18 protein-coding genes are annotated in these 19,452 nt (G+C 75.6%); 9 read left to right on the forward strand and 9 right to left on the reverse strand.

Annotated features, from left to right (window positions below; genetic code table 11):
• Positions 1-3: 3 nt before the first annotated feature.
• From G9H71_RS04470 to mtrA, 6 genes are all read right to left on the reverse strand, one after another.
• On the reverse strand, positions 4-744 hold the full coding sequence (locus G9H71_RS04470; RefSeq protein WP_166279113.1) for a response regulator: 741 nt from the start codon (positions 742-744) through the stop codon (positions 4-6).
• Between the two features lie 149 nt (positions 745-893).
• Positions 894-1,553, reverse strand: coding sequence for a ribosome hibernation-promoting factor, HPF/YfiA family (hpf, locus tag G9H71_RS24910; protein WP_166278391.1), 660 nt, complete (start codon positions 1,551-1,553; stop codon positions 894-896).
• Between the two features lie 405 nt (positions 1,554-1,958).
• On the reverse strand, positions 1,959-2,765 hold the full coding sequence (locus G9H71_RS04480) for a ComF family protein (protein ID WP_166278394.1): 807 nt from the start codon (positions 2,763-2,765) through the stop codon (positions 1,959-1,961).
• Positions 2,766-2,877: 112 nt separating this feature from the next.
• Positions 2,878-4,764, reverse strand: coding sequence for an LpqB family beta-propeller domain-containing protein (locus tag G9H71_RS04485; protein ID WP_166278397.1), 1,887 nt, complete (start codon positions 4,762-4,764; stop codon positions 2,878-2,880).
• A complete protein-coding gene (mtrB, locus tag G9H71_RS04490; RefSeq protein ID WP_166278400.1) occupies positions 4,757-6,424 on the reverse strand; it encodes an MtrAB system histidine kinase MtrB in 1,668 nt (555 codons plus the stop codon). Before mtrB ends, G9H71_RS04485 begins: the two co-directional genes overlap by 8 nt.
• Before the next feature lie 11 nt (positions 6,425-6,435).
• On the reverse strand, positions 6,436-7,113 hold the full coding sequence (gene mtrA / locus G9H71_RS04495) for an MtrAB system response regulator MtrA (protein ID WP_166278403.1): 678 nt from the start codon (positions 7,111-7,113) through the stop codon (positions 6,436-6,438).
• Between the two features lie 575 nt (positions 7,114-7,688).
• On the opposite strand from mtrA, the gene G9H71_RS04500 reads away from it, so the two are divergent.
• The 5 genes from G9H71_RS04500 to G9H71_RS04520 all read left to right on the forward strand — a co-directional run bounded on the left by G9H71_RS04500 (position 7,689) and on the right by G9H71_RS04520 (position 13,076).
• Positions 7,689-8,732 (forward strand): hypothetical protein, encoded by a 1,044-nt coding sequence (locus G9H71_RS04500; RefSeq protein WP_166278406.1) that lies wholly within the window; start codon positions 7,689-7,691, stop codon positions 8,730-8,732.
• Between the two features lie 25 nt (positions 8,733-8,757).
• Positions 8,758-9,438 carry a DUF4129 domain-containing protein gene (locus tag G9H71_RS04505; RefSeq protein WP_166278409.1) on the forward strand — a complete coding sequence of 227 codons (681 nt, stop codon included), beginning with the start codon at positions 8,758-8,760 and terminating at the stop codon, positions 9,436-9,438.
• Between the two features lie 83 nt (positions 9,439-9,521).
• Positions 9,522-10,724: a DUF4350 domain-containing protein gene (locus G9H71_RS04510; protein WP_331272742.1), complete on the forward strand. Its 1,203-nt coding sequence runs from the start codon at positions 9,522-9,524 to the stop codon at positions 10,722-10,724.
• A gap of 86 nt (positions 10,725-10,810) precedes the next feature.
• A complete protein-coding gene (locus G9H71_RS04515; RefSeq protein ID WP_166279116.1) occupies positions 10,811-11,770 on the forward strand; it encodes an AAA family ATPase in 960 nt (319 codons plus the stop codon).
• Between the two features lie 10 nt (positions 11,771-11,780).
• Positions 11,781-13,076, forward strand: a complete 1,296-nt coding sequence (locus G9H71_RS04520; RefSeq protein ID WP_166278415.1) for a DUF58 domain-containing protein — start codon at positions 11,781-11,783, stop codon at positions 13,074-13,076.
• A 70-nt stretch (positions 13,077-13,146) separates the two neighbouring features.
• Here the strand turns inward: G9H71_RS04520 and G9H71_RS04525 are convergent, their stop codons facing one another.
• A complete protein-coding gene (locus tag G9H71_RS04525; protein WP_166278418.1) occupies positions 13,147-14,043 on the reverse strand; it encodes a DUF6065 family protein in 897 nt (298 codons plus the stop codon).
• Positions 14,044-14,118: 75 nt separating this feature from the next.
• Entirely contained in the window at positions 14,119-14,514 is a 396-nt protein-coding gene (locus tag G9H71_RS04530) for a winged helix-turn-helix transcriptional regulator (RefSeq protein WP_166278421.1), read from the reverse strand.
• A 98-nt stretch (positions 14,515-14,612) separates the two neighbouring features.
• On the opposite strand from G9H71_RS04530, the gene G9H71_RS04535 reads away from it, so the two are divergent.
• Positions 14,613-15,500, forward strand: coding sequence for an NAD-dependent epimerase/dehydratase family protein (locus tag G9H71_RS04535; protein ID WP_166278424.1), 888 nt, complete (start codon positions 14,613-14,615; stop codon positions 15,498-15,500).
• Positions 15,501-15,512: 12 nt separating this feature from the next.
• Here the strand turns inward: G9H71_RS04535 and G9H71_RS04540 are convergent, their stop codons facing one another.
• Positions 15,513-16,508 carry a stage II sporulation protein M gene (locus G9H71_RS04540; protein WP_166278427.1) on the reverse strand — a complete coding sequence of 332 codons (996 nt, stop codon included), beginning with the start codon at positions 16,506-16,508 and terminating at the stop codon, positions 15,513-15,515.
• A 104-nt stretch (positions 16,509-16,612) separates the two neighbouring features.
• Here G9H71_RS04540 and G9H71_RS24370 point away from each other — a divergent pair, with 104 nt between their 5' ends.
• The 3 genes from G9H71_RS24370 (at position 16,613) to G9H71_RS04555 (ending at position 19,417) form a co-directional block, all read left to right on the forward strand.
• Positions 16,613-17,539, forward strand: a complete 927-nt coding sequence (locus G9H71_RS24370; protein ID WP_331272744.1) for an RDD family protein — start codon at positions 16,613-16,615, stop codon at positions 17,537-17,539.
• Between the two features lie 212 nt (positions 17,540-17,751).
• On the forward strand, positions 17,752-18,234 hold the full coding sequence (locus tag G9H71_RS04550; RefSeq protein WP_166278433.1) for a cation:proton antiporter regulatory subunit: 483 nt from the start codon (positions 17,752-17,754) through the stop codon (positions 18,232-18,234).
• A gap of 7 nt (positions 18,235-18,241) precedes the next feature.
• Positions 18,242-19,417 (forward strand): cation:proton antiporter, encoded by a 1,176-nt coding sequence (locus tag G9H71_RS04555; RefSeq protein WP_166278436.1) that lies wholly within the window; start codon positions 18,242-18,244, stop codon positions 19,415-19,417.
• Positions 19,418-19,452: the final 35 nt, after the last annotated feature.

Below are 19,452 nucleotides of genomic sequence, written 5' to 3' on the forward strand. Positions count from 1 at the left end.
CGATCAGGTGATCTCGAGCAGCTTCTCGCGCACCGCGTAGACGACGGCTTCCATGCGCGAGTGCAGCTGCAGCTTCTCCAGGATGTTGCGCACGTGGTTCTTGACGGTGTTCTCGCTGATGTAGAGCTCTTTGGCGATGTCACGGTTGTTGAGGCCGCGCGCCACGAGCTTGAGCACCTGCAGCTCGCGCTCGGTCAGGCGCGGCGCCGGCACCTGCTCGCGCTCGTCGCTGCGCTTGATCATGCTGGCGAACTCGGTGAGCAGCTTGGACGCCATCGCGGGGCTGATGAGCGACTGGCCGCTGTGCACCTTGCGGATCGAGGAGGCGACCTCCTCGATCGAGACGTCCTTGAGCAGGTAGCCCTTGGCGCCGGCCTTGATCGCCTCGTAGAGGTCGGCCTCCTCGTCGGAGATCGTCAACATGATGATCTCCGCGCTCGGCACCACGTCGCGGATCGCGGTGCAGGCGTCGATCCCGCCACGCCGCGGCATCCGCACGTCCATCAGCACGATGTCGGGCGCGAGCTCCGCAGCCAGCTTGACCGCCTCGCCGCCGTCACCCGCCTCGCCGACGACCTCGATGTCGTCCTCCTGGGCGAGGACCATCTCCAGACCGCGCCGGAACAACGCGTGATCATCGACTACGAGGACCCTGATCGCGTCGCCGCTGAGCGGCGAGCCGTCAGCCGCCCCGTCGTCGGCAGTGCCCGTCGTCCCAGCGTGTGCCACATGCAGCCTTTCGATCGCCTCGCGTCATGATGACACGCGGTCGGGAGACCGACCGCGTAGTCCGGCAAACGCTCCCACGCCACCACCCGTCCGGGCACCGCGGACGAGCCGAGCCTGCCGGCGGGGGCCGCCGCGGTCGCACCGGACGGCCCCAGCCGGATGGGCTACGCCTGCTGCTCCAGGTCGAGGCCGATGACCCCGTAGTCCCAGCCCTTGCGCCGGTAGACCACGCTCGGGCGCCCGGTCTTGGCCTCCACGAAGAGGAAGAAGTCGTGCCCGACCAGCTCCATCTCGTAGAGCGCCTGCTCCAACGTCATCGGTGAGGCGTTGTGCACCTTCTCCCTGATGACGACGGGGCTCTCGCCCAGCTCGCCGGGCACTCCGGCCGCGACGCCGTCCGGCGACGCGGGCTCGTCGACGTCGGGGAGGGCCTCCTCGGTCGCCACGAGCAGGGAGCCCGCGTCGGCTGCGTCCCACGAGGCCGACGCGGCGGCGACGGACACCGGGGTCTTGCCTCCGTGGTGGACGCGTCGCCGGTCCGCGGCGCGGCGCAGGCGCCCCTCGAGCTTGGCCAGCGCCAGGTCCAGGGCCGTGGCCCGGTCGTCGGCGCACGCCTCGGCACGCACGACCGGCCCTCGGGACCGGACCGTGATCTCGACTCGCTCGCACTCGTTGGACAACCGCGGGTTGTGCTCCTGGGACACTTCGACGTCGATGCGCATCACCTTCGCGTCGAAGCGCTCCACCTTGGAGAGTTTCTCCACGGCGTGCCGCCGGAAGCGGTCAGAGACCTCTGTGTGCCGGCCCTTGACGACGACGTCCACGGAACCTCCTGGACTAGACGACGGAGTCTGGTGCTGCTACCCGGCGAAGGTGCGGCTCCACCCCCTTCCACCCAGGAAAAAGCCGGGGACCAGCCGTTCAGGGACAAGACGGGGCGGCACCCACCCGGCCGACCTGGTCTTCGACCCCACATCCGCCTGCTGAGGGGCTCGCAGCCTCATGGCCACTACTGCCCTTCTCCCGGGACGGGAGCCATCTGGACTCCCGGCGAGGCAGGACTTACTTCTAAGCCGCACCGTGATCAGTCGACGAGAAGTCGCCTTACGTGGACCGTTTTGCCTGCGGCTGGCATCGGCTAGCCGGAGGCGGGACCGGACGGGCGGATGCCCGTACGCGGCCACTGCCCCGGCGCAACCACGGGCCCGGGTGGGTGCCATGGACGAACGCTAGTCGTTTCTGCGCCGGCGTGCGTCGCGCCCCGTGAGCGGAGGCGAGCGCATGGTGGCTCCCAGCGCGTCGGGGGCCACCGGAGCGCGCCGCTGGCTGGCGGCGACGGCCGCGACGGCCAGCACGTCGGCGCCCGCGGCGCGCAGGGCACGGCTGGCCTCCGCGAGCGTGGCTCCGGTCGTGAGCACGTCGTCGACGACCACGACACGGGCCGCGACGACCAGCCCCGCGAGCCGGGCGGGGACCTCGTGAGCGCCGTCAAGGTTGCGGGCGCGAGCGCCGGCGTCCAGGCCCGCGGAGTCGGCCACCCGGCGCCGCAGCCGCAGCACCGGCGCGAGGCGTACGGGGTGGCCGGCGCGGCGCGCCTCCTGCGTCGCGCGGCGGGCCAGGACGCGTACCGGGTCCCGGCCGCGCCGCCGCACCGCCGCCGGGGCCGAGGGCACGGGCACCAGCAGGACGGGCGCAGCCGGTTGCACCGCAGGGTGAGCGCCGAGGGCCTGGACGACCGACCGCCCGAGAGCGGCGCCGAGCGGACGAGCCAGTGCGGCCCTGCCGTCCTCCTTGTACGCCGCGAGCACCGATCGGGCGGCCCCTGCGTAGGCCGCCGTCGCCCAGGACGGAGGCAGCCCCGGCGGGGGCGGGCAGGGAACGGCCGGGCGTGCCGGGGCGGCCAGGGCCCGGGCGCAGCCGTCGCAGAGCAGCGGGATGTCGGGCAGGCCGCAGCCTGCGCACCCGTCGTCGAGGACGAGCCCGACGAGCGCGCGGGCCGCCCGCCGGAGCAGGTGCGGGCCGGTCGGAGTCGTCATGGCCCCACCGTGCGCTGCGCAGCCGCCTGCTCGGGGGCGGCGTCCCGCATCTGTGGACGGGCGCGGCGCTTGTGGACGGCGTGGTCTGCCGGCTGGCCGCCGGGGCCCGCGGTCAGCCGGCGTAGGCGGGGTCGCGAAGCCCTCGCTGCAGCGCGTTGGACAGCCCGTCGGACTCGTCGAGGGCGAACACCGCCGGGCGCCCGCTCGAGGAGGCGACGAGCAGCGTCCCGCCCGTGCGGGTGGGCGGGGCGGTGATCTCGTCCACCCCGCTCGTCACGGTCGGCCCCGTCGCCACACCGACGGTGCCCGGCGTGAGGAAGAGCGCCCGCGAGTTGTCCCCGTCCACGACCAGCATCGCCAGCGAGGTCGGCGACCTCCAGTCCAGGTCGTGGACCTGCTGCCACGATCCCTGCAGGGGCAGGACCGCGCCGCCCAGCCGGTAGCCGGTGCCGCCCGCGGGCGGCAGCACTGCGGCGACGACCACCCGGTCATCGGCCGGCTGCCGCGTCGAGCGCAGCACCAGGACGACACGGGCGCCGTCGTGGGCCGGCTCGACCTGCCAGGGCCGGTAGCCCTCGAGGAGGGCCGTGGGGACCTGCACCGGGGCGGCTGCGTCCTCCCCCGAGGCGGTCACGAGCACGTCGCCGGTGGCCCGGTCGACGGTCCACACGTTGCCGTGCGCGTCGAACGCGGGCGGGGCGAGCGGCCCGGTCCGTGCAAGGTGCACGCGGTGCAGCGTGCCGTCCGGCTCCTGCACCTGCAGGCCGCGCTCGCCGTCGCTGAGCGCGGCGATGCGCTGGGGCGTGGCCGGCAGGGACCGGGCCGGGTGACGGAGCGGGCGCGCGAAGGCCCCGAGCGCGCCGGGCATCACCCCCAGCTGGGCGTCGCCGGGGTTGAACGTCTGCAGCTTGCCGTTGCGGTCGATGACGAGGACGTTGGGGCCGGGGACCAGCGTCTCCTGCAACGGGTCGAACGCGTTGTCCGCCCCTGTCGCGTCAAAGGTCTCCGTGCCGAGCGTGACCTGCACCGGGCCGTCGACGCCAGGGACGGCGGCCAGGCTCCGCCCGAGCTGGGCGAGAGCGAGCTGGCGCCGCTCGGCGGGGAGCCGCGTCACCGGCCCGGCCAGCTCGACGAACGCCTCGCCGCTCACGACGCGCGCGTCGACCAGCCGCGTGCCGGACGGGATCGCGGTTTCGACCGCGCCCTGCAGCCCCGGCCCCGGCCCGGCGAGGAGCCGGCGGGTGAGGGCCGCCGGCACCTCGTCGTCACCCTTGGGCAGGTAGACCTGGTCGGGCACGAGGGCGCGCCCGGACGGGTCGGCGAACCACACCGGCAGCGCGAGCATGGCGCGCTCGACGGCAGCCCGGGACAGCAGCAGCCCCTGCCCGAGGCTGGTGTAGCCCCCGGCGGTGCCGGAGGCGTCGACGGCGTCGAGCTGCCACTGGGCGTCCTGCCCGTCCGCGCTGTCGTCCCCCGCACCGTCGTCGGCCGCGCCGTCGTCGGCCGCACCATCGTCCGACGACCCCGGCGTGGGCGCGGCGGCGTCGACGAGCTGGAAGGTCACCTGGATCTCGGTGCGTGGGATCGGCCGGTAGCGGCCGTCGGCGTCGATGCGTCCGACGACGGAGGTCGTCATCGTCTGGGTCGAGCTGGTGGGCTGCGCGGGAAAGGTCGCCCTGCCCTCGTAGACGAGGATGCCCGCCGTCGGCTGCCAGCGCTGGCGCGCGTTCTGGGTGAGGAACCGCCGAGCGGTCGCGAAGTCCTCGTCGAACCCCGACGACGCGGCGAGGAAGCGGGCGACGACGTCGAGCGGGGTGAGCCCGGGCTCGGGGCCGGGCGCCTGCTGGTGGACGAACGGCTGCTCCTGGCCGGCGCCGCGCTCCTCCCCGGAGCTGCGGACACGGGTGTCGGTGGGGATGCCCGAGCAGGCCGTGGCGAGGACGAGCACCGCCAGGAGCGCCACGGCCCGGGCGAGCGCACGCGGCGCGCGATCAGCCACGGGCCACCTCCGTCCGCTGGTAGGGCGCGCCGACGGCGAGGAAGCGCGGGCGGTCCGGCCCCAGCGGGATCGGCGAGCCGCCCAGCTCCTGCCCGGCCCGGCGCGGCAGCGTGAGGCGGAACTGGGCGCCCCGGCCCGGCTCGCCGTACGCCTCGAGCTCCCCGCCGTGCAGGTGGGCGTCCTCGAGCGCGATGGACAGCCCCAGCCCGGTCCCACCGGTCTGCCGTGCCCGGGACGGGTCCGCCCGCCAGAACCGGTCGAAGACGCGTCCGGCCTCCTCCGGGCTCAGCCCGACCCCCGAGTCCTGCACGGACAGGGCGACGGCCTCGTCGTCGGCGGCGACCGTGACGACGACCGGCTTGCCCTCGCCGTGCTCGATCGCGTTGACGACGAGGTTGCGCACGATGCGCTCGATCCGGCGCCCGTCGACGTCCGCGGTGCACGCCTGCTCCGGGGCGACCAGCTCCAGCGTGCTGCCGCGGCGCTCGGCCAGCGGCTCGGTGGCGTCGAGGACCCGCCGGGCGATGGCGCGCAGGTCGCACGGCTCGGGGTCGAGGACGGCGGCCCCCGCGTCGAAGCGGCTGATCTCGAGCAGGTCGGCCAAGAGGTCCTCGAACCGGTCCAGCTGGGCCTGGAGCAGCTCGCTGGAGCGGGCCACGTCCGGCGGGAAGCTCGAGACGTAGCTGTGCAGGACGTCCGCGGCCATGCGGACGGTCGTCAGCGGCGTACGCAGCTCGTGGGAGACGTCGGAGACGAAGCGCCGCTGCAGCCGGGACAGGTCCTCGAGCCGGCGGATCTGGCTCTGCAGGCTGCGGGCCATGCGGTTGAACGACGCCGCCAGCCGGGCCAGGTCGTCCTCGCCGCGGATGTGCATGCGCTCCTCGAGCCGCCCCGCGGCCAGCCGCTCGGCGATGCGGGCGGCCATACGGACCGGGGTCACGACCGTCCGGGCGACGACGTAGGCGATGAGGCCGACCAGCACGACGAGCGCGAGCCCGGCGACGGCCAGGGTGCGGCGTACGAGCCCGAGGGTCTGGGCCTCCTGGTCCAGCGGGAAGACGTAGTAGAGCTCGTAGGGCTTGGCCCCCACCTCGAGCGCGGCGCCCACGATGAGCGCCGGGACGCGGGTGCCGTCCCGGTCGTCGGCCATCGCGTACGCCCAGTAGGTCCGCCCCTGCCCCTCCTGCTGGCCCTGCACCTCCCTGCGCAGGGTCGGCGGGATCGACTGGGGCGTGTTCACGCCAGAGGCGTAGCTGGAGTAGACGTCTCCCGGCGGGTCGCTGTCCTCGTGCGGCCCGGGCAGCAGCAGCACCTCGCGGCGGCCCGCCTCCCCACCGCCGCTCGCCAGCCGGCCGACGATCGTGCTGGCCCGGCTGTTGACGAGCCCGGGAGTCCACTCCTGGGTCTGCTCCACCGTCGCCTGCGCGAACTGGTAGCCCGACCGCGTCTCGGCGAGCGCGCTGTCGACCTTCGCGCCCAGCACGCCGTCCCGCACCTGGGCGAACAGGAACGTCCCGAGCAGGGCGACGACGAGCAGGGAGAGCACGACCGTCGTGGTCACGACCCGCATGCGCAGGCCGCGACGCCAGGCGGCGACGACGCGGCGCCAGGGCCGCGCAGGAAGGACGCGGTTCAAGAAGCGCGGGAGACGCAGGCGCACGTGGCCGCCGGCTACGCCGGCCCCGCCTTGTAGCCCACGCCGCGGACGGTCACGACGACCTCCGGGTGCTCGGGGTCGCGCTCGACCTTCGCGCGCAGGCGCTGCACGTGGACGTTGACCAGCCGGGTGTCGGCCGCGTGGCGGTAGCCCCACACCTGCTCGAGCAGGACCTCGCGGCTGAACACCTGCCAGGGCTTGCGGGCCAGCGCCGCGAGCAGGTCGAACTCCAACGGCGTGAGGTTGATCGTCTGCCCGTCCCGGCGCACGCTGTGCCCGGCGAGGTCGATCGTCAGGTCACCGATCTGCAGGCCCTCGGACTGCGGCTCGTCGGTCCGGCGCAGCCGGGCACGGAGCCGCGCGACCAGCTCCTTGGGCTTGAAGGGCTTCACGACGTAGTCGTCGGCACCCGCCTCCAGTCCGACGACGACGTCCACCGTGTCGCCGCGCGCGGTGAGCATCACGACCGGCACGCCGGACTCCGCGCGGATCTGGCGGCAGACGTCGATGCCGTCGCGTCCCGGGAGCATCAGGTCGAGCAGGACGAGGTCCGGCCGCGACGCGCGGAACGTCGCGAGCGCCTCGTCCCCGTCAGCGCAGAACACCGGCTCAAGACCCTCGGCTCGCAGCACGATGCCGAGCATCTCCGCGAGCGCGGGGTCGTCGTCGACAACCAGCACACGTCCCTTCACCCCTCCATCGTGCACGCCCGCGCGCCGGATCGCCGCTGATCCACACCGCCGCGCGTCCGCCCAGGGGGAAATCCGCCGCCTGTGGACAGCGCAGATGGCCGTGCACAGCCTGGTCGCGGCCGGGCTGCAGCCGTGCCCCCGCATGCGAGGATCGGTCCGGTCAGCAGGCATCGGCCGGGCGCGCCCGGCCTCGACGCAGAGTCAGGACGGTGGCCCGGCGCATGGCCGAAGGCAGGGACACGAGCCCCGGCGGGCAGGACGAGGCGCCCGGCGGGAGCACGCCGCCCGAGGGCTGGGCCCCGCCGGCTGACGGTGCGACCGCCCCACTGCCCGACGCGCCGCCCGGCTACGGCCCGCCGCCCGGCTACGGCCCGCCTCCCGGCTACCCCCCGCCTCCCGGCTACGGCCCCCCGCCCGGCTATGGCGCCCCGTCGGGGTACGGGGGCGCACCGCCCGGGCAGCCCGGGCAGCCCGGGCCGCCCGGGCCGCCTTCAGGAGGCGGCTGGGGAGCCTCCCCGTACGGCCCCCAGGGCTACGGGGCCTATCCGGTACGTGAGGCTCCGCGCCCGGGGGTCGTGCCACTCCGCCCGCTCGGCGTCATCGAGATGCTCGACGGCGCCATCCAGACCGTGCGCCGCCACCCGCTGCCCACCCTCGGGCTCGCCGCCGCAGTGTCGGCGGTCGTCACCCTGCTCAACGTCCTCGTCACGGTGTGGCTCCTGCCCGACGAGTCGACGCTGTCCGACGAGCCGACCACCGATGAGGTCGTGGACTTTCTCGGCGGGGCCGCGTCCACCCTCGGCGTGACCCTGGTGTTCTCGCTGATCGCGCAGGTCGTGCTCACCGGCATGCTGACCGTCGTCGTCGGTCGTGCCGTGCTCGGCCGCAGCGTCGACATCGGCACGGCCTGGCGCGAGGCCCGCGGCCGGCTGCCCGCGCTGCTCGGGATCGCGCTCGCGGTCCCGGTGGCGTCCTTCCTGCTCTTCGTGCTGGCCGTCGGGGTGGGGCTGCTCGTCGGCTGGGCCACGGTGGGCGCGCTCGGCGTCCTGCTCGGGGTGCTGCTGGGTATCGGCGCGGTCGTCGCGGTCTTCTGGCTGCTCGCCGTGACCGCGGTGGCCGGCCCGGCCGCGGTGCTCGAGCGCGACGGCATCGTCACCGCGTTCCGCCGCTCCTACCGTCTCGTCAGCGGCACCTTCTGGCGCGTCCTCGGCATCTGGCTGCTCATCCAACTGCTCGCCTCGATCGTCGCCGGCGTCTTCGCGGTGCCCGGCGTGGTCACCGGCGAGGTCGTCTCGTCGGCGCTCGACGACGACGGGACGGGGCTCGTGCCCCAGCTGATCGTGGGCGTGTGGGACGTGCTCGGCAGCACGGTGGCCTACCCGGTCGTCGCCGCCGCCACCGCGCTGCTCTACATGGACCTGCGCATGCGCAAGGAAGGGCTCGATATCGAGCTCACCCGCGCCGCAGGTCTCGGCCCGACGGGCACATCGGCCACGCCAGGAACCCCGGGAATGCCGGGTACGCCAGGGGCCCCCGCCGGACCGGGCTCTGCAGGAGGCCCCGGCCCCGGCGGGCCTGCCGGGACGTCCGCAGGGCCTGGCGCGCCGCCGCAGTGGTGACCTTCCGCTGCGGCCTGGCCGCCTGATGGCCCCGCTGGTCTCCGGGCTCGAGGTCCCGGTCGTGCCCGATCGCGACACCGCCCGCGAGCTGGCCCGCGACGAGCTCGCGCGCCGCGAGTACTCCGAGAACGAGCCGGGGCTGGTCAGCCGTGTGCTCGGATGGGTCTTCGACCGGATCGGCGAGCTGCTGGACCGGGCGTCGAGCCCGGGCGGCGGCACCGTGCTCGCGATCCTGCTGCTGGTGCTGCCGGCGTCCGCCGTGCTGGTGGCCATCCGCTGGCGGCTCGGGCCGGTGGCCCGCACGGTCCGCGCCGAGCCGCTGCTCGCGGGCCACGACCGCAGCGCGGCCGACCACCGAGCCGAGGCCGACCGGCACGCCGCCGCCGGCGAGTGGCAGCTCGCCGTCCGCGCGCGGCTGCGCGCCGTGATCCGCGGGCTCGAGGAGCGCGGCCTGCTCGACCCCCGGCCCGGGCGCACCGCGCACGAGGCCGCGTACGAGGCGGGGCTCGTGCTGCCGGGGCAGGCCGACGCCCTGCGCCGGGGCGCCGAGGTGTTCGACGGCATCGCCTACGGCGGGCGGCGGGCGGACCAGCAGGCGCACGACCTGCTGCGCCGGGTCGACGACGACGTCCGCGCCGCACGCCCGGCTGCCGCGGCCGGCGCCCGGTCGCCCGGCAGCTGGGCGCTGCCAGGGGCGGGCCAATGACGGCCGGCACCCCCGCGACCGACAGCGCGTCCCTTGCGGCGGGCGCGCATCCCGCAGACGTACCGGCAGACGCGCCCGCAGCCGTGACCGCTGCACCGCCAGGCTCGGGGTCCGCGAACCACCTCCCCCGCCCGCCCCACGGCACGCTGCTGCAGCGGGCCCGGCGGTTCCGGGCGCCCGCCGCCCTCGCCGTGCTCGTCCTCGTCGCCGGGCTGGCGCTCGCGCTGGCGGCGAACGGCAGGACGGGCAGCCTCGACCCGCGGGCGGCCAGCCCGGAGGGGAGCAAGGCCGTCGCGACGCTGCTCGGGCGCGAAGGGGTCGATGTCCGGCTCGTCCGCACCCTCGACGAGGCCGTCGCGTCCGCCGCGGCCGGAGACACGCTGCTGGTCGCACAACCCGACCTGCTCGTCGAGGAGCAGGCCCGCCGGATGGCCGAGGTCCCCGCGAGCCTCGTCCTCGTCGAGCCCGGCCAGGGCTTCCTCGACGTGGTGGCCCCGTCCGTCCTCGAGGCCGGGCAGTCCTTCGACTCGGCGCGCGACCCGGCCTGCCCGTTTCCGACGGCCGAGCGCGCCGGGCGCGCGGAGCTGCCCGGCCGGGTCTACTCGGTACGCCCGGACTCCGCCACGGCTGCGACGGGCTGCTACCCCGACGCGTCCGCAGCGGGGGACGCCGTCGCCCTGGTCCGGCTGGAGCCGGCGTCGGGAGCCCGGTCCACCACCGTCCTCGGCTCGAGCCGACCGCTGACCAACGCCGGCCTCGACGAGGAGGGGAACGCCGCGCTCGCGCTGGGCCTGCTCGGGGAGCACGAGCGGCTGGTCTGGTACCTCCCCTCCCCGGACGACGTACCCCCGGGCGCCCGCCGGGCCCTGCGCGACCTGCTGCCCGACGGGGTCGAGTTCGGCGCCGTCCAGATCGCGCTCGCCGTCGTGCTGGCCGCCCTGTGGCGAGGGCGTCGGCTCGGCCCGGTCGTCCCCGAACCGCTCCCGGTCGTCGTGCCCGCGGCCGAGACCGTCGAAGGCCGGGCCCGGCTCTACCGCCGCGCGCACGCGGCCGACCGCGCCGCGGACGCGCTGCGCACGGCCGCGGCCGGAAGGCTGGCGAGCGGCCTCGGTTTGCCCCGTCGGGCGGCGCCGCCCGACGTGGTCGAGGCGGTGGCCCGCGCGACGGGCCGGAGCCCGGCCGAGGTGGGCGCGCTCCTGTACGGTCCCCCTCCTGGGGACGACGCGGCGCTCGTACGCCTGGCGAGCGACCTGGACCGGCTCGAGACGGAGGCCCGCCGCACGTGACCACCCCTGAGGACAGCACCCCCCGTCCCCCGCAGACGCCCGGCCCCGACGAGCGCGCCGGCGCGCACGCCACTAGCGGCCGCGCCATGGACGAGTCCGAAGCCGCCCGCATCGCCCTGGCCGCCGTGCGCGGCGAGGTCGGCAAGGCGGTGGTGGGCCAGGACGGTGCGGTGACCGGGCTCATCCTGGCGCTGCTCTGCCAAGGGCACGTCCTGCTCGAAGGCGTGCCCGGGGTGGCCAAGACGTTGCTCGTCCGCTCGCTCGCCGCGGCGCTCTCCCTCACGTCCAAGCGGGTGCAGTTCACCCCGGACCTCATGCCGGGCGACATCACCGGCTCCCTCGTCTACGACGCGCGGACCGCGGAGTTCTCCTTCCGCGAGGGCCCGGTGTTCACGAACCTGCTGCTCGCCGACGAGGTCAACCGGACACCGGCCAAGACCCAGGCCGCGCTGCTGGAGGCGATGGAGGAGCGCCAGGTGAGCGTCGACGGGACGCCGCGCCCGCTGCCCGCTCCGTTCGTCGTGGTGGCCACGCAGAACCCGGTCGAGTACGAGGGCACCTACCCGCTGCCCGAGGCCCAGCTCGACCGCTTCCTGCTCAAGCTGACGCTCCCGCTGCCCTCCCGCGAGGACGAGGTCTCCGTGCTGGCCCGGCACGCGGCCGGGTTCGACCCGCGCGACCTGCGCGGGGCGGGCATCCGGCCGGTCGCGGGCGTCGAGGCATTGGCGGCCGGGCGCCGGGCCGTCCGCCAGGTCCAGGTGGCGCCCGAGGTGCTCGGCTACGTCGTCGACCTGTGCCGCGCGACGCGCACCTCGCCCTCGCTCCGGCTGGGCGTCTCGCCGCGCGGGGCGACGGCCCTGCTCGCCTCGGCCCGCGCGTGGGCCTGGCTCTCGGGTCGCGGCTACGTCACCCCGGACGACGTCAAGGCGCTCGCCCGCCCCGCGCTGCGGCACCGGGTCGGCCTGCGGCCGGAGGCCGAGCTCGAGGGCGTCACCGCCGACGCCGTCCTCGACACGGTCCTCGGCTCCGTGCCCGTCCCGCGCTGAGCGGCCGGCGATGGCCCTGACCGGTCGTACGCCGCTGCTCGCGCTGCTCGGGGCGCTGGTCGTCGGCCTGGCGGCGCCGTCGTGGGCGGGCGTGCTGCTCGTGACGCTCGCCGTCCTCGTCCTCGCCGCGGTCGACGCCGCGCTCGCCGGCGCCGTACGCCCGCTCGAGCTGCACCGGGCCGGCGACACGTCCGTCCGGCTCGGGGAGCAGGCCCGCGTCGACGTGCTCGTCACCAACCCGGGCCGACGCCGGGTCCACGGCCTGCTTCGCGACGCCTGGCCGCCGTCGGCGGGCGCGGCCTCGCAGCGCCACCGGCTGCAGGTGGCGGCCGGCGACCGGGCCAGGGTGTCGACGCTGCTGCGGCCGACGCGGCGCGGGGACCGGCACGCGTACCGGGTGACAGTCCGCAGCGTCGGCCCGCTCGGGCTCGCGGCCCGCCAGCGCTCGCGTCAGCTGCCGTGGACACTGCGCGCGCTGCCGCCGTTCGCCTCGCGCCGCCACCTGCCGGCCAAGCTCGCCCAGCTGCGCGAGATCGAGGGCCGGGCGGCCGTCATGGTGCGCGGGCAGGGGACGGAGTTCGACTCGCTGCGGGAGTACGTCCCCGGCGACGACGTGCGCTCCATCGACTGGCGCGCGACCGCCCGGCGGTCCGAGGTCACGGTCCGCACCTGGCGGCCGGAGCGCGACCGCCGGGTGCTGCTCGTGCTCGACACCGGGCGCACCTCGGCCGGCCGGGTGGGCGACGCGCCACGGCTCGACGCGTGCATGGACGCGGCCCTCCTGCTCGCGGCGCTCGCGGCGCGCGGCGGCGACCGCGTCGACCTGCTCGCGTACGACCGCCGCGTCCGCGCCCGGGTCGAGGGCGCTCCCGCACCGGCCCTGCTCGCCTCCCTCGTCGACGCGATGGCGCCGCTCGAAGCCGAGCTGGTCGAGACCGACCTGGCCGGGATGGCGGCGACCGTGCTGGCCCGCGGCGGGCGGCGCAGCCTCGTCGTGCTCCTGACCGGGCTCGAGGCCACGCCGGTGGAGGAGGGGCTGCTCCCGGTGCTCGGCCGGCTGCTGCACCGCCACACCGTGCTCGTCGCGGCGGTGTCGGACCCGCGCGTCGCGGAGCTCGCCGACGCCAGGGGCGACGCGGCCACGGTCTACGCGGCGGCCTCCGCCGAGCGGGCCCGGGCCGAACGCGCGCGGCTGGTCGAGCTGCTCCGCCGGCGGGGCGTCGAGGTCGTCGACGCGCTGCCCGACGAGCTCGCCCCGGCGCTGGCGGACCGGTACCTGGCGTTGAAGGCGGCCGGGCGGTTGTAGGCGGCCGGGCGGTCGTCAGTGGGTGATTCGGGCCTTCGCACCGCCAGGCGCAGCGCCCGGCGGGAGAGGCTCAAGCCCCGGGCGAGTAGGGGCAGCCGACGGCCTGCTCGCCCGCGCCGCCCCGCCCGCCTGCCGAGCCCGGCGCCTCCTGCTCAGCCCGCGCAGCCTCGGCCTCCAGCTCCGCCAGCTGCGCCTCCAGCGCCTCCTTGCGCATCCGGTAGTACGTCGTGGAGTCCTTGGTCACCGTCGGGTCGTCGCGGTAGACCGGCTGCTTGCCCTCGCCGGCGAACTTGCGCTCCTGATAGTCGACGAAGAACTTGAAGACCTTCTCCCCCTCCGGCGTCGACCGGTCGAGCGTGCGCTCCTGCAGGGACCAGCGCTCGTCGTACGCCTCGCGGCGCACCGGCAGCAGCTGCGCAAGCGGCGGCCAGCTTTCACGGCGCAGCTGGACAGGCACGTCCTTCTCGTGGAAGACGACGTTGAGCCAGATGTCGGTGTGCAGCCAGTCGGTCTCGAGGACGGCCTCCATCACGGAGTACGGCTGGCGGTCCGTGTTGACCGGGCTGCGCACCTGCAGGCCCCACCCCGGCGGCGTCGAGAAGATGCAGCCGGTCCATATCTGCACGACGCCGGCCTCGACCATGCCCCAGGAGAACTTCGAGCGCGGCAGCCAGCGCCCCGGGTGGACGTCCTGCTCGCCGAGCATGAGGAAGCGCAGCAGCTGGTTCTCGGTGTCGGGGTAGTCCCCGTGCAGCGTCCACTCGAAGTCGCTGCCGCCACGCCACGTAATGTCGAGGTCGACGGGGGACGACACCCACCAGCCGGACTTGTTGGCGTTGGTGAAGGGGCCGCAGAACTTCATGCCGCCGCGGTGGGCCGTGCCCGCGAGCGAGCGCTCGGCCGGGCGCACGGCGCTTCCCCCCGAGTGCAGGCGCCACACGGTCAGGCCCAGTTCGTCCTGCTCCATCTGTCCTCCCCTCCCCGCGGTCGAGGGTAGCCGCGGCGCAGGACGCCGGAAGCCGGAAGCGGCAAGCGCCCCCGCCTACCGGTCCGCGCCGCCGGCGCCGGACGCGACAAGCTCGTCGGCCCGCTCGCGCGCGTCCAGCACGTCGCCCGTGTGCACGGCGGCCCAGCGCCGGACGGCGTCGATCGGCTCGAGCAGCGTGCGCCCGAGGTCGGTGAGCCGGTACTCCACCCGCGGCGGGACCTCGGCGTACGCCTGCCGGGACACCAGCCCGTCGCGCACGAGCGCCTGCAGGGTCTGGCTGAGCACCTTGGGCGCCGGGCTGCCGATCTTGGTGCGCAGCTCGGAGAAGCGCAGCACCTCGTGGCGCAGCGCCAGGATCACCAGCACGGTCCACCGGTCGCCGATGCGGCTGAGGATCAACCGGCTCGGGCAGTTCGGCTGGAACGGGTCGTAGCACTCCTCGGTTTCCACGGCTCACCTTAGTAACGTTGAAGTACTCGGTATCCGATCGTTACTGTCCTCGTCATCCGGCAATTCCGCAACCGGCATCGACCAGGAAGAGGCTCCTCATGCACGTGCTCCTCACCGGTGGCACCGGCTACATCGGCTCGGCCGTCCTGCGCGCGCTCCTCGCGGGCGGGTCCGAGGTCACCGCGCTCGTCCGCAGCGACGCGTCCGCCCAGTCCGTGGCCGCCGCCGGCGCGAAGCCGCTGGTCGGCGACATCACGGACGGCGCCTGGGTCGCGGAGGCCCTGCGCGGGGTCGACGCGGCGGTCCACGCCGCGAGCCCGGGCAACGCCGACAGTGCGGCCGTGGACCGGGCGATCGTCGCCGCCGTCACCAGCGCGTTCGCCGGCACGGACAAGCCCTACCTGCACACCGGCGGCGTCTGGGTCTACGGCTCGAACCCCGAGATCAGCGAGGACAGCCCGCTCGACCCGCCCGCCCTCACCGCCTGGCGCGTCGAGGTCGAGCGCTCGCTGCTGGCTGCCGAGGGCGTGCGCGCCGGCGTGATCGCGCCGGGCATCGTGTACGGCCACGGCGCGGGCATCGCTGCCCTGCTCGCCAACGCCCCGCGCAGCGAGTCCGGCGTGCTCACCGCGATCGGCAGCGGGGCCCAGCACTGGACGACGGTGCACGTCGAGGACCTCGCCGACCTGTACGTCCGGGCGCTCGCCGCGCTCCGGCCCGGCGCGTACTACCTCGGCGTCAGCGGGCAGAGCCCGACCGTCAACGAGATGCTCGCCGCCGTCGCGCGGGGCGCGGGGCTCCCCGGGACGGTCGCGCCGGAGGACGTCGAGGCGACCCGTGCCCGCCTCGGTGCGGCCTTCGCCGACGCGCTGCTGCTGGACCAGCAGGCCTCCGGCGCGAAGGCCCGCGCGGAGCTGGGCTGGTCCCCGCAGCGTCCGTCGCTGCTGGAGGAGCTGGAGACCGGGAGCTACCGCCCGCAGGCGTGACCCTGCCGGAGCTCAGGCCGCCGTCGGGACACGGGCGGCGGCCAGCTCCGGGGCGAGGTCGCCGACCTCCCCGGCCTGCACGCCGCGACGGCCGAGGACGGCGACGTAGCCGAGGAAGCCGACCAGTGCGAGCGCCCCGATGGCCAGCCGGACCGGGGCCGGCAGCGGCGACGGCGTGACGAAGCCCTCGATGCAGCCGGCGACGGCGAAGACGGCCACGAGGCCGAGGGCGATGGCGCCCATCGCCCGCCCCTCCTCGCCGAGCGCGCGGGCCCGGGTCCGCGGCCCGGGGTCGATCAGTGCCCAGCCGAGCCGCATCCCGGCGCCGGCGGCCACGAAGATCGCCGTGAGCTCGAGCAGGCCGTGCGGGAGGATGTAGACGAAGAAGGTGTCGAGCTCGCCCTCGGCGCCCAGCACGCCGCCCGCGGCACCCACGTTGAGCGCGTTGGTGAAGAGCAGGTACGCCGGGAACAGCAGCGACGGCCCGGTCAGCAGGCACTGGGCGGCCACCCAGGCGTTGTTGGTCCACACCTGCAAGGCGAAGGACCCCTGCGGGTTCTCCGAGTAGTAGTCCACGAACTGCTCGCGGTAGGCCGCGACCTCGTCCGGTGGCATCACGAGCGCTCGGACCGCGGCGTCGTCGGAGACCCACCAGCCCGCGGCGAGCGCGACGAGGACCGACAGCAGGGCAGCGCCGCCGATCCACCGGCGGGCCCGGTAGACCGCCGTCGGGAACACGACCTGGAAGAAGCGCGCCACCTCGCGCCACGCGGGGGTGTGCGCGCCGGTGACGGCAGAACGGGCCTGAGCGACCAGCTGCGACAGCCGCCCGACGAGAGCGGGGTCCGGCGAGGCGGAGCGGACGACGGACAGGTGCGTGGCCGCGCGGGAGTACAGCGTGACGAGCTCGTCGACCTCGGGGCCGCGCAGCCGGCGGCGCCGCCGGGTCAGCTCCTCGAGCCGCGCCCACTCCCCGCTGTGGGCCACGACGTACGCGTCGACGTCCATCGCGGCAGACTAGCCGCGCACCCGGCTCCGCCCGGCCGCCATCGGGGCGGGCTGTGGACGGGAGTCGGGGTGTGGACGACCGAGGATCGAGGAGAGGAGAGCGCGTGCCGGACGACCTCGTCACCGGCGAGGCCGTCGTGCTCGAGCTGCGGCCGGCCACGTTCGCCTCGCGCGCGCTGGCGCTGCTGATCGACTTCGCGGTGCAGTTCGCCCTGCTGTCGGTGACCTTCTTCGCGCTGGGCCTCGCCCTCGCCGTGCTGGACCCGGCGCTCGGCGTCACCCTGGTCCTGCTGACGGTGGTCGCCCTGCTGGTGGGCTATCCGGTGGCGTTCGAGACGCTCACCCGCGGGCGCAGCCTGGGCAAGATGGCGCTCGGCCTGCGCGTGGTCCGCGACGACGGCGGCCCGGAGCAGTTCCGGCAGGCGCTCGTGCGCGGCCTGGTCGGGTTCGGCGAGTTCTTCCTCACCTCCGGGGCGGCCGCGCTCATCAGCTCGCTCGCCTCGGCGAACGGCAAGCGGATCGGCGACCACCTCGCCGGCACCCTGGTCATCCGGGAGCGGGTGCCGCAGTCCGGCGCTCCGGTGGCCGCGCTGCCGCCGGCCCTGGCGGGCTGGGCCGCCGGCCTGGAGCTCTCGGCCCTGCCCGACGCGCTCGCGCTGGAGGCGCGCGCCTTCCTCGGCCGGGCGCGCCAACTGCACCCGGCCGCCCGCCGCACGCTCGGCGTACGCCTCGCCGACGAGGTGCGCGCCCGCATCACGCCGGGGCCGCCGCCCGGCATCGACCCCGAGTCCTACCTCTCGGCCGTGCTCGCCGAGCGCCGGCGCCGCGAGCTCGCCCGCATGCAGCTCCCCGGGCACGCCCGCCCCGGCGCGTACGCCCACCCGACGCCGTACGCCCAGCCCGGCGCGTACGCGCAGCCGCAGCCCCAGCCCGGCCCGTACGGCCAGCCCCTCCCGTCCCCACCCGCACCCACCGCCCCGCCGGCCCGGCCGACGCCCCCACCGGACGCCCCTTTCGCCCCGCCCGGCTGACGGCCCCGGAGCCACCGGCCCCACAGCTCTCAGCGGCAGCCCGTCCGGCCCGGTGTGCAGCGACTGGGTTTTGGTGGACGTTCTGCGCGACGACGCCGTAGCCGGAGTCGAGTGGCATTCCGCCTGATGCACCCGGGGCGTACGACGAGCCGCTCCGCGCGCCGTACGCTCGATCCGGCGGCACCCGAGCGGAGACAGTCATCGTGAGGACCATGGAGATCGAGGAGACCCGGCTTCCGGGCGTCGGGCTCAAGCACGACCTGACGACGCGGAGCGGCCAGCGGGTCGGCGTGGTGTCCCAGCGCAGCGGCGAGCGCGAGATCGTGCTGTACGACCGCGACGACCCCGACGCCTGCCGCGCGGTGCTGCACCTGACGTCGCAGGAGAGCGAGGCGCTGGCCGAGCTGCTCGGCGCGCCGCGGGTGATCGAGCGGCTCGCCCGGCTCCGCGAGCAGGTCGAGGGCATCGCCACCGAGGGCATCGTCCTGGCGGAGGGGACGCCGTACGTCGGCCGGACGCTCGCGGACGCCCAGGTCCGCACCCGCACCGGCGCCTCGGTGGTCGCCGTCGTCCGCCAGGGCGAGGTCACGCCGCAGCCGGCCCCGACGTTCCGCTTCGCGGCGGGCGACAAGGTCATCGTGGTGGGGACTGACGAAGGAGTACGCGCCGTAGCCGCGCTGCTCATGCTGGGCTGACGCCCGGGTGCACACCGCACAACTGCTGCTGGAGCTCGGCGCCGTCATCTTCGGCCTCGGCGTGGTGGGCCGGCTCGCGGGGCGGATCGGCCTGTCCCCCATCCCGCTCTACCTGCTGGCCGGGCTCGCGTTCGGCGCGGGCGGGCTGCTGCCGCTGGACGCGCCGGAGGGCTTCTTCCAGGCCGGCTCCGAGATCGGCGTCGTGCTGCTCCTGCTGCTGCTCGGGCTGGAGTACTCCGCGTCCGAGCTCGTCGGCCAGCTGCGCCAGCAGGCGCCGGTCGGCGTCCTGGACCTGCTGCTCAACGGTGCCCCGGGTGCGTTGCTCGCGCTGCTGCTCGGGTGGGGCCCGCTCGCGGCGCTGGCGATGTTCGGCATCACGGCCGTGAGCTCGTCCGGGATCATCGCGAAGGTCCTCACCGACCTGGAGCGGCTGGCGAACCGCGAGACGCCGAGCGTGCTGTCGATCCTCGTGCTCGAGGACCTCGCGATGGCCGTCTACCTGCCGGTCCTGACCGCGCTGCTGGCGGCGTCCGGGACGGCGAGCGCGCTGCGCTCGGTCGCCATCGCGCTGGCCGTGCTCGCGGTCGTGCTGGTCATCGCGCTGCGCTACGGGCGCCAGGTCACCCGCGTCGTCGCGGCCGACAGCAGCGAGATCCTGCTGCTGCGCGTGTTCGGCCTCGCCCTGCTCGTGGCGGGCGCCGCCGAGCAGGTCCACGTGTCGGCGGCCGTCGGGGCGTTCCTGCTGGGTATCGCGCTGTCGGGCGAGGTGGCCGAGCTGGCCCGCCCGTTGCTCGAGCCCCTGCGCGACCTGTTCGCCGCCGTGTTCTTCGTGTTCTTCGGGCTGACGACCGACCCGTCGCAGCTGCCCGCGGCCGTGGTCCCCGCGCTGGTCCTCGTCGTCGCGGGCATCGCGACCAAGGCCGTCACGGGCTGGGTCGCCGCCCGCCGGGCGGGGGTCGGCCCGGGTGGCCGGATCCGCGCCGGCGCCGCGTTGATCCCGCGCGGCGAGTTCTCGATCGTCATCGCCGGCCTCGCCGGCAGCACGGTGGACCCGCGGCTGGCGCCGACGGCCGCGGCGTACGTCCTCATCCTGGCCGTGCTCGGGCCGGTCGCGCCCCGGCTGGCGGACCCGCTTGCCCGGCGCGCGACGGCACGGGCGCGCGCCCGGACCGCCGTGGCATGAACGTCCCGGGAGGAAGATCGCGCGGAGCGGGTATT

The organism is Motilibacter deserti, from assembly GCF_011250635.1.
In the GTDB taxonomy this organism is placed as follows: Bacteria; Actinomycetota; Actinomycetes; order Motilibacterales; family Motilibacteraceae; genus Motilibacter_A; species Motilibacter_A deserti.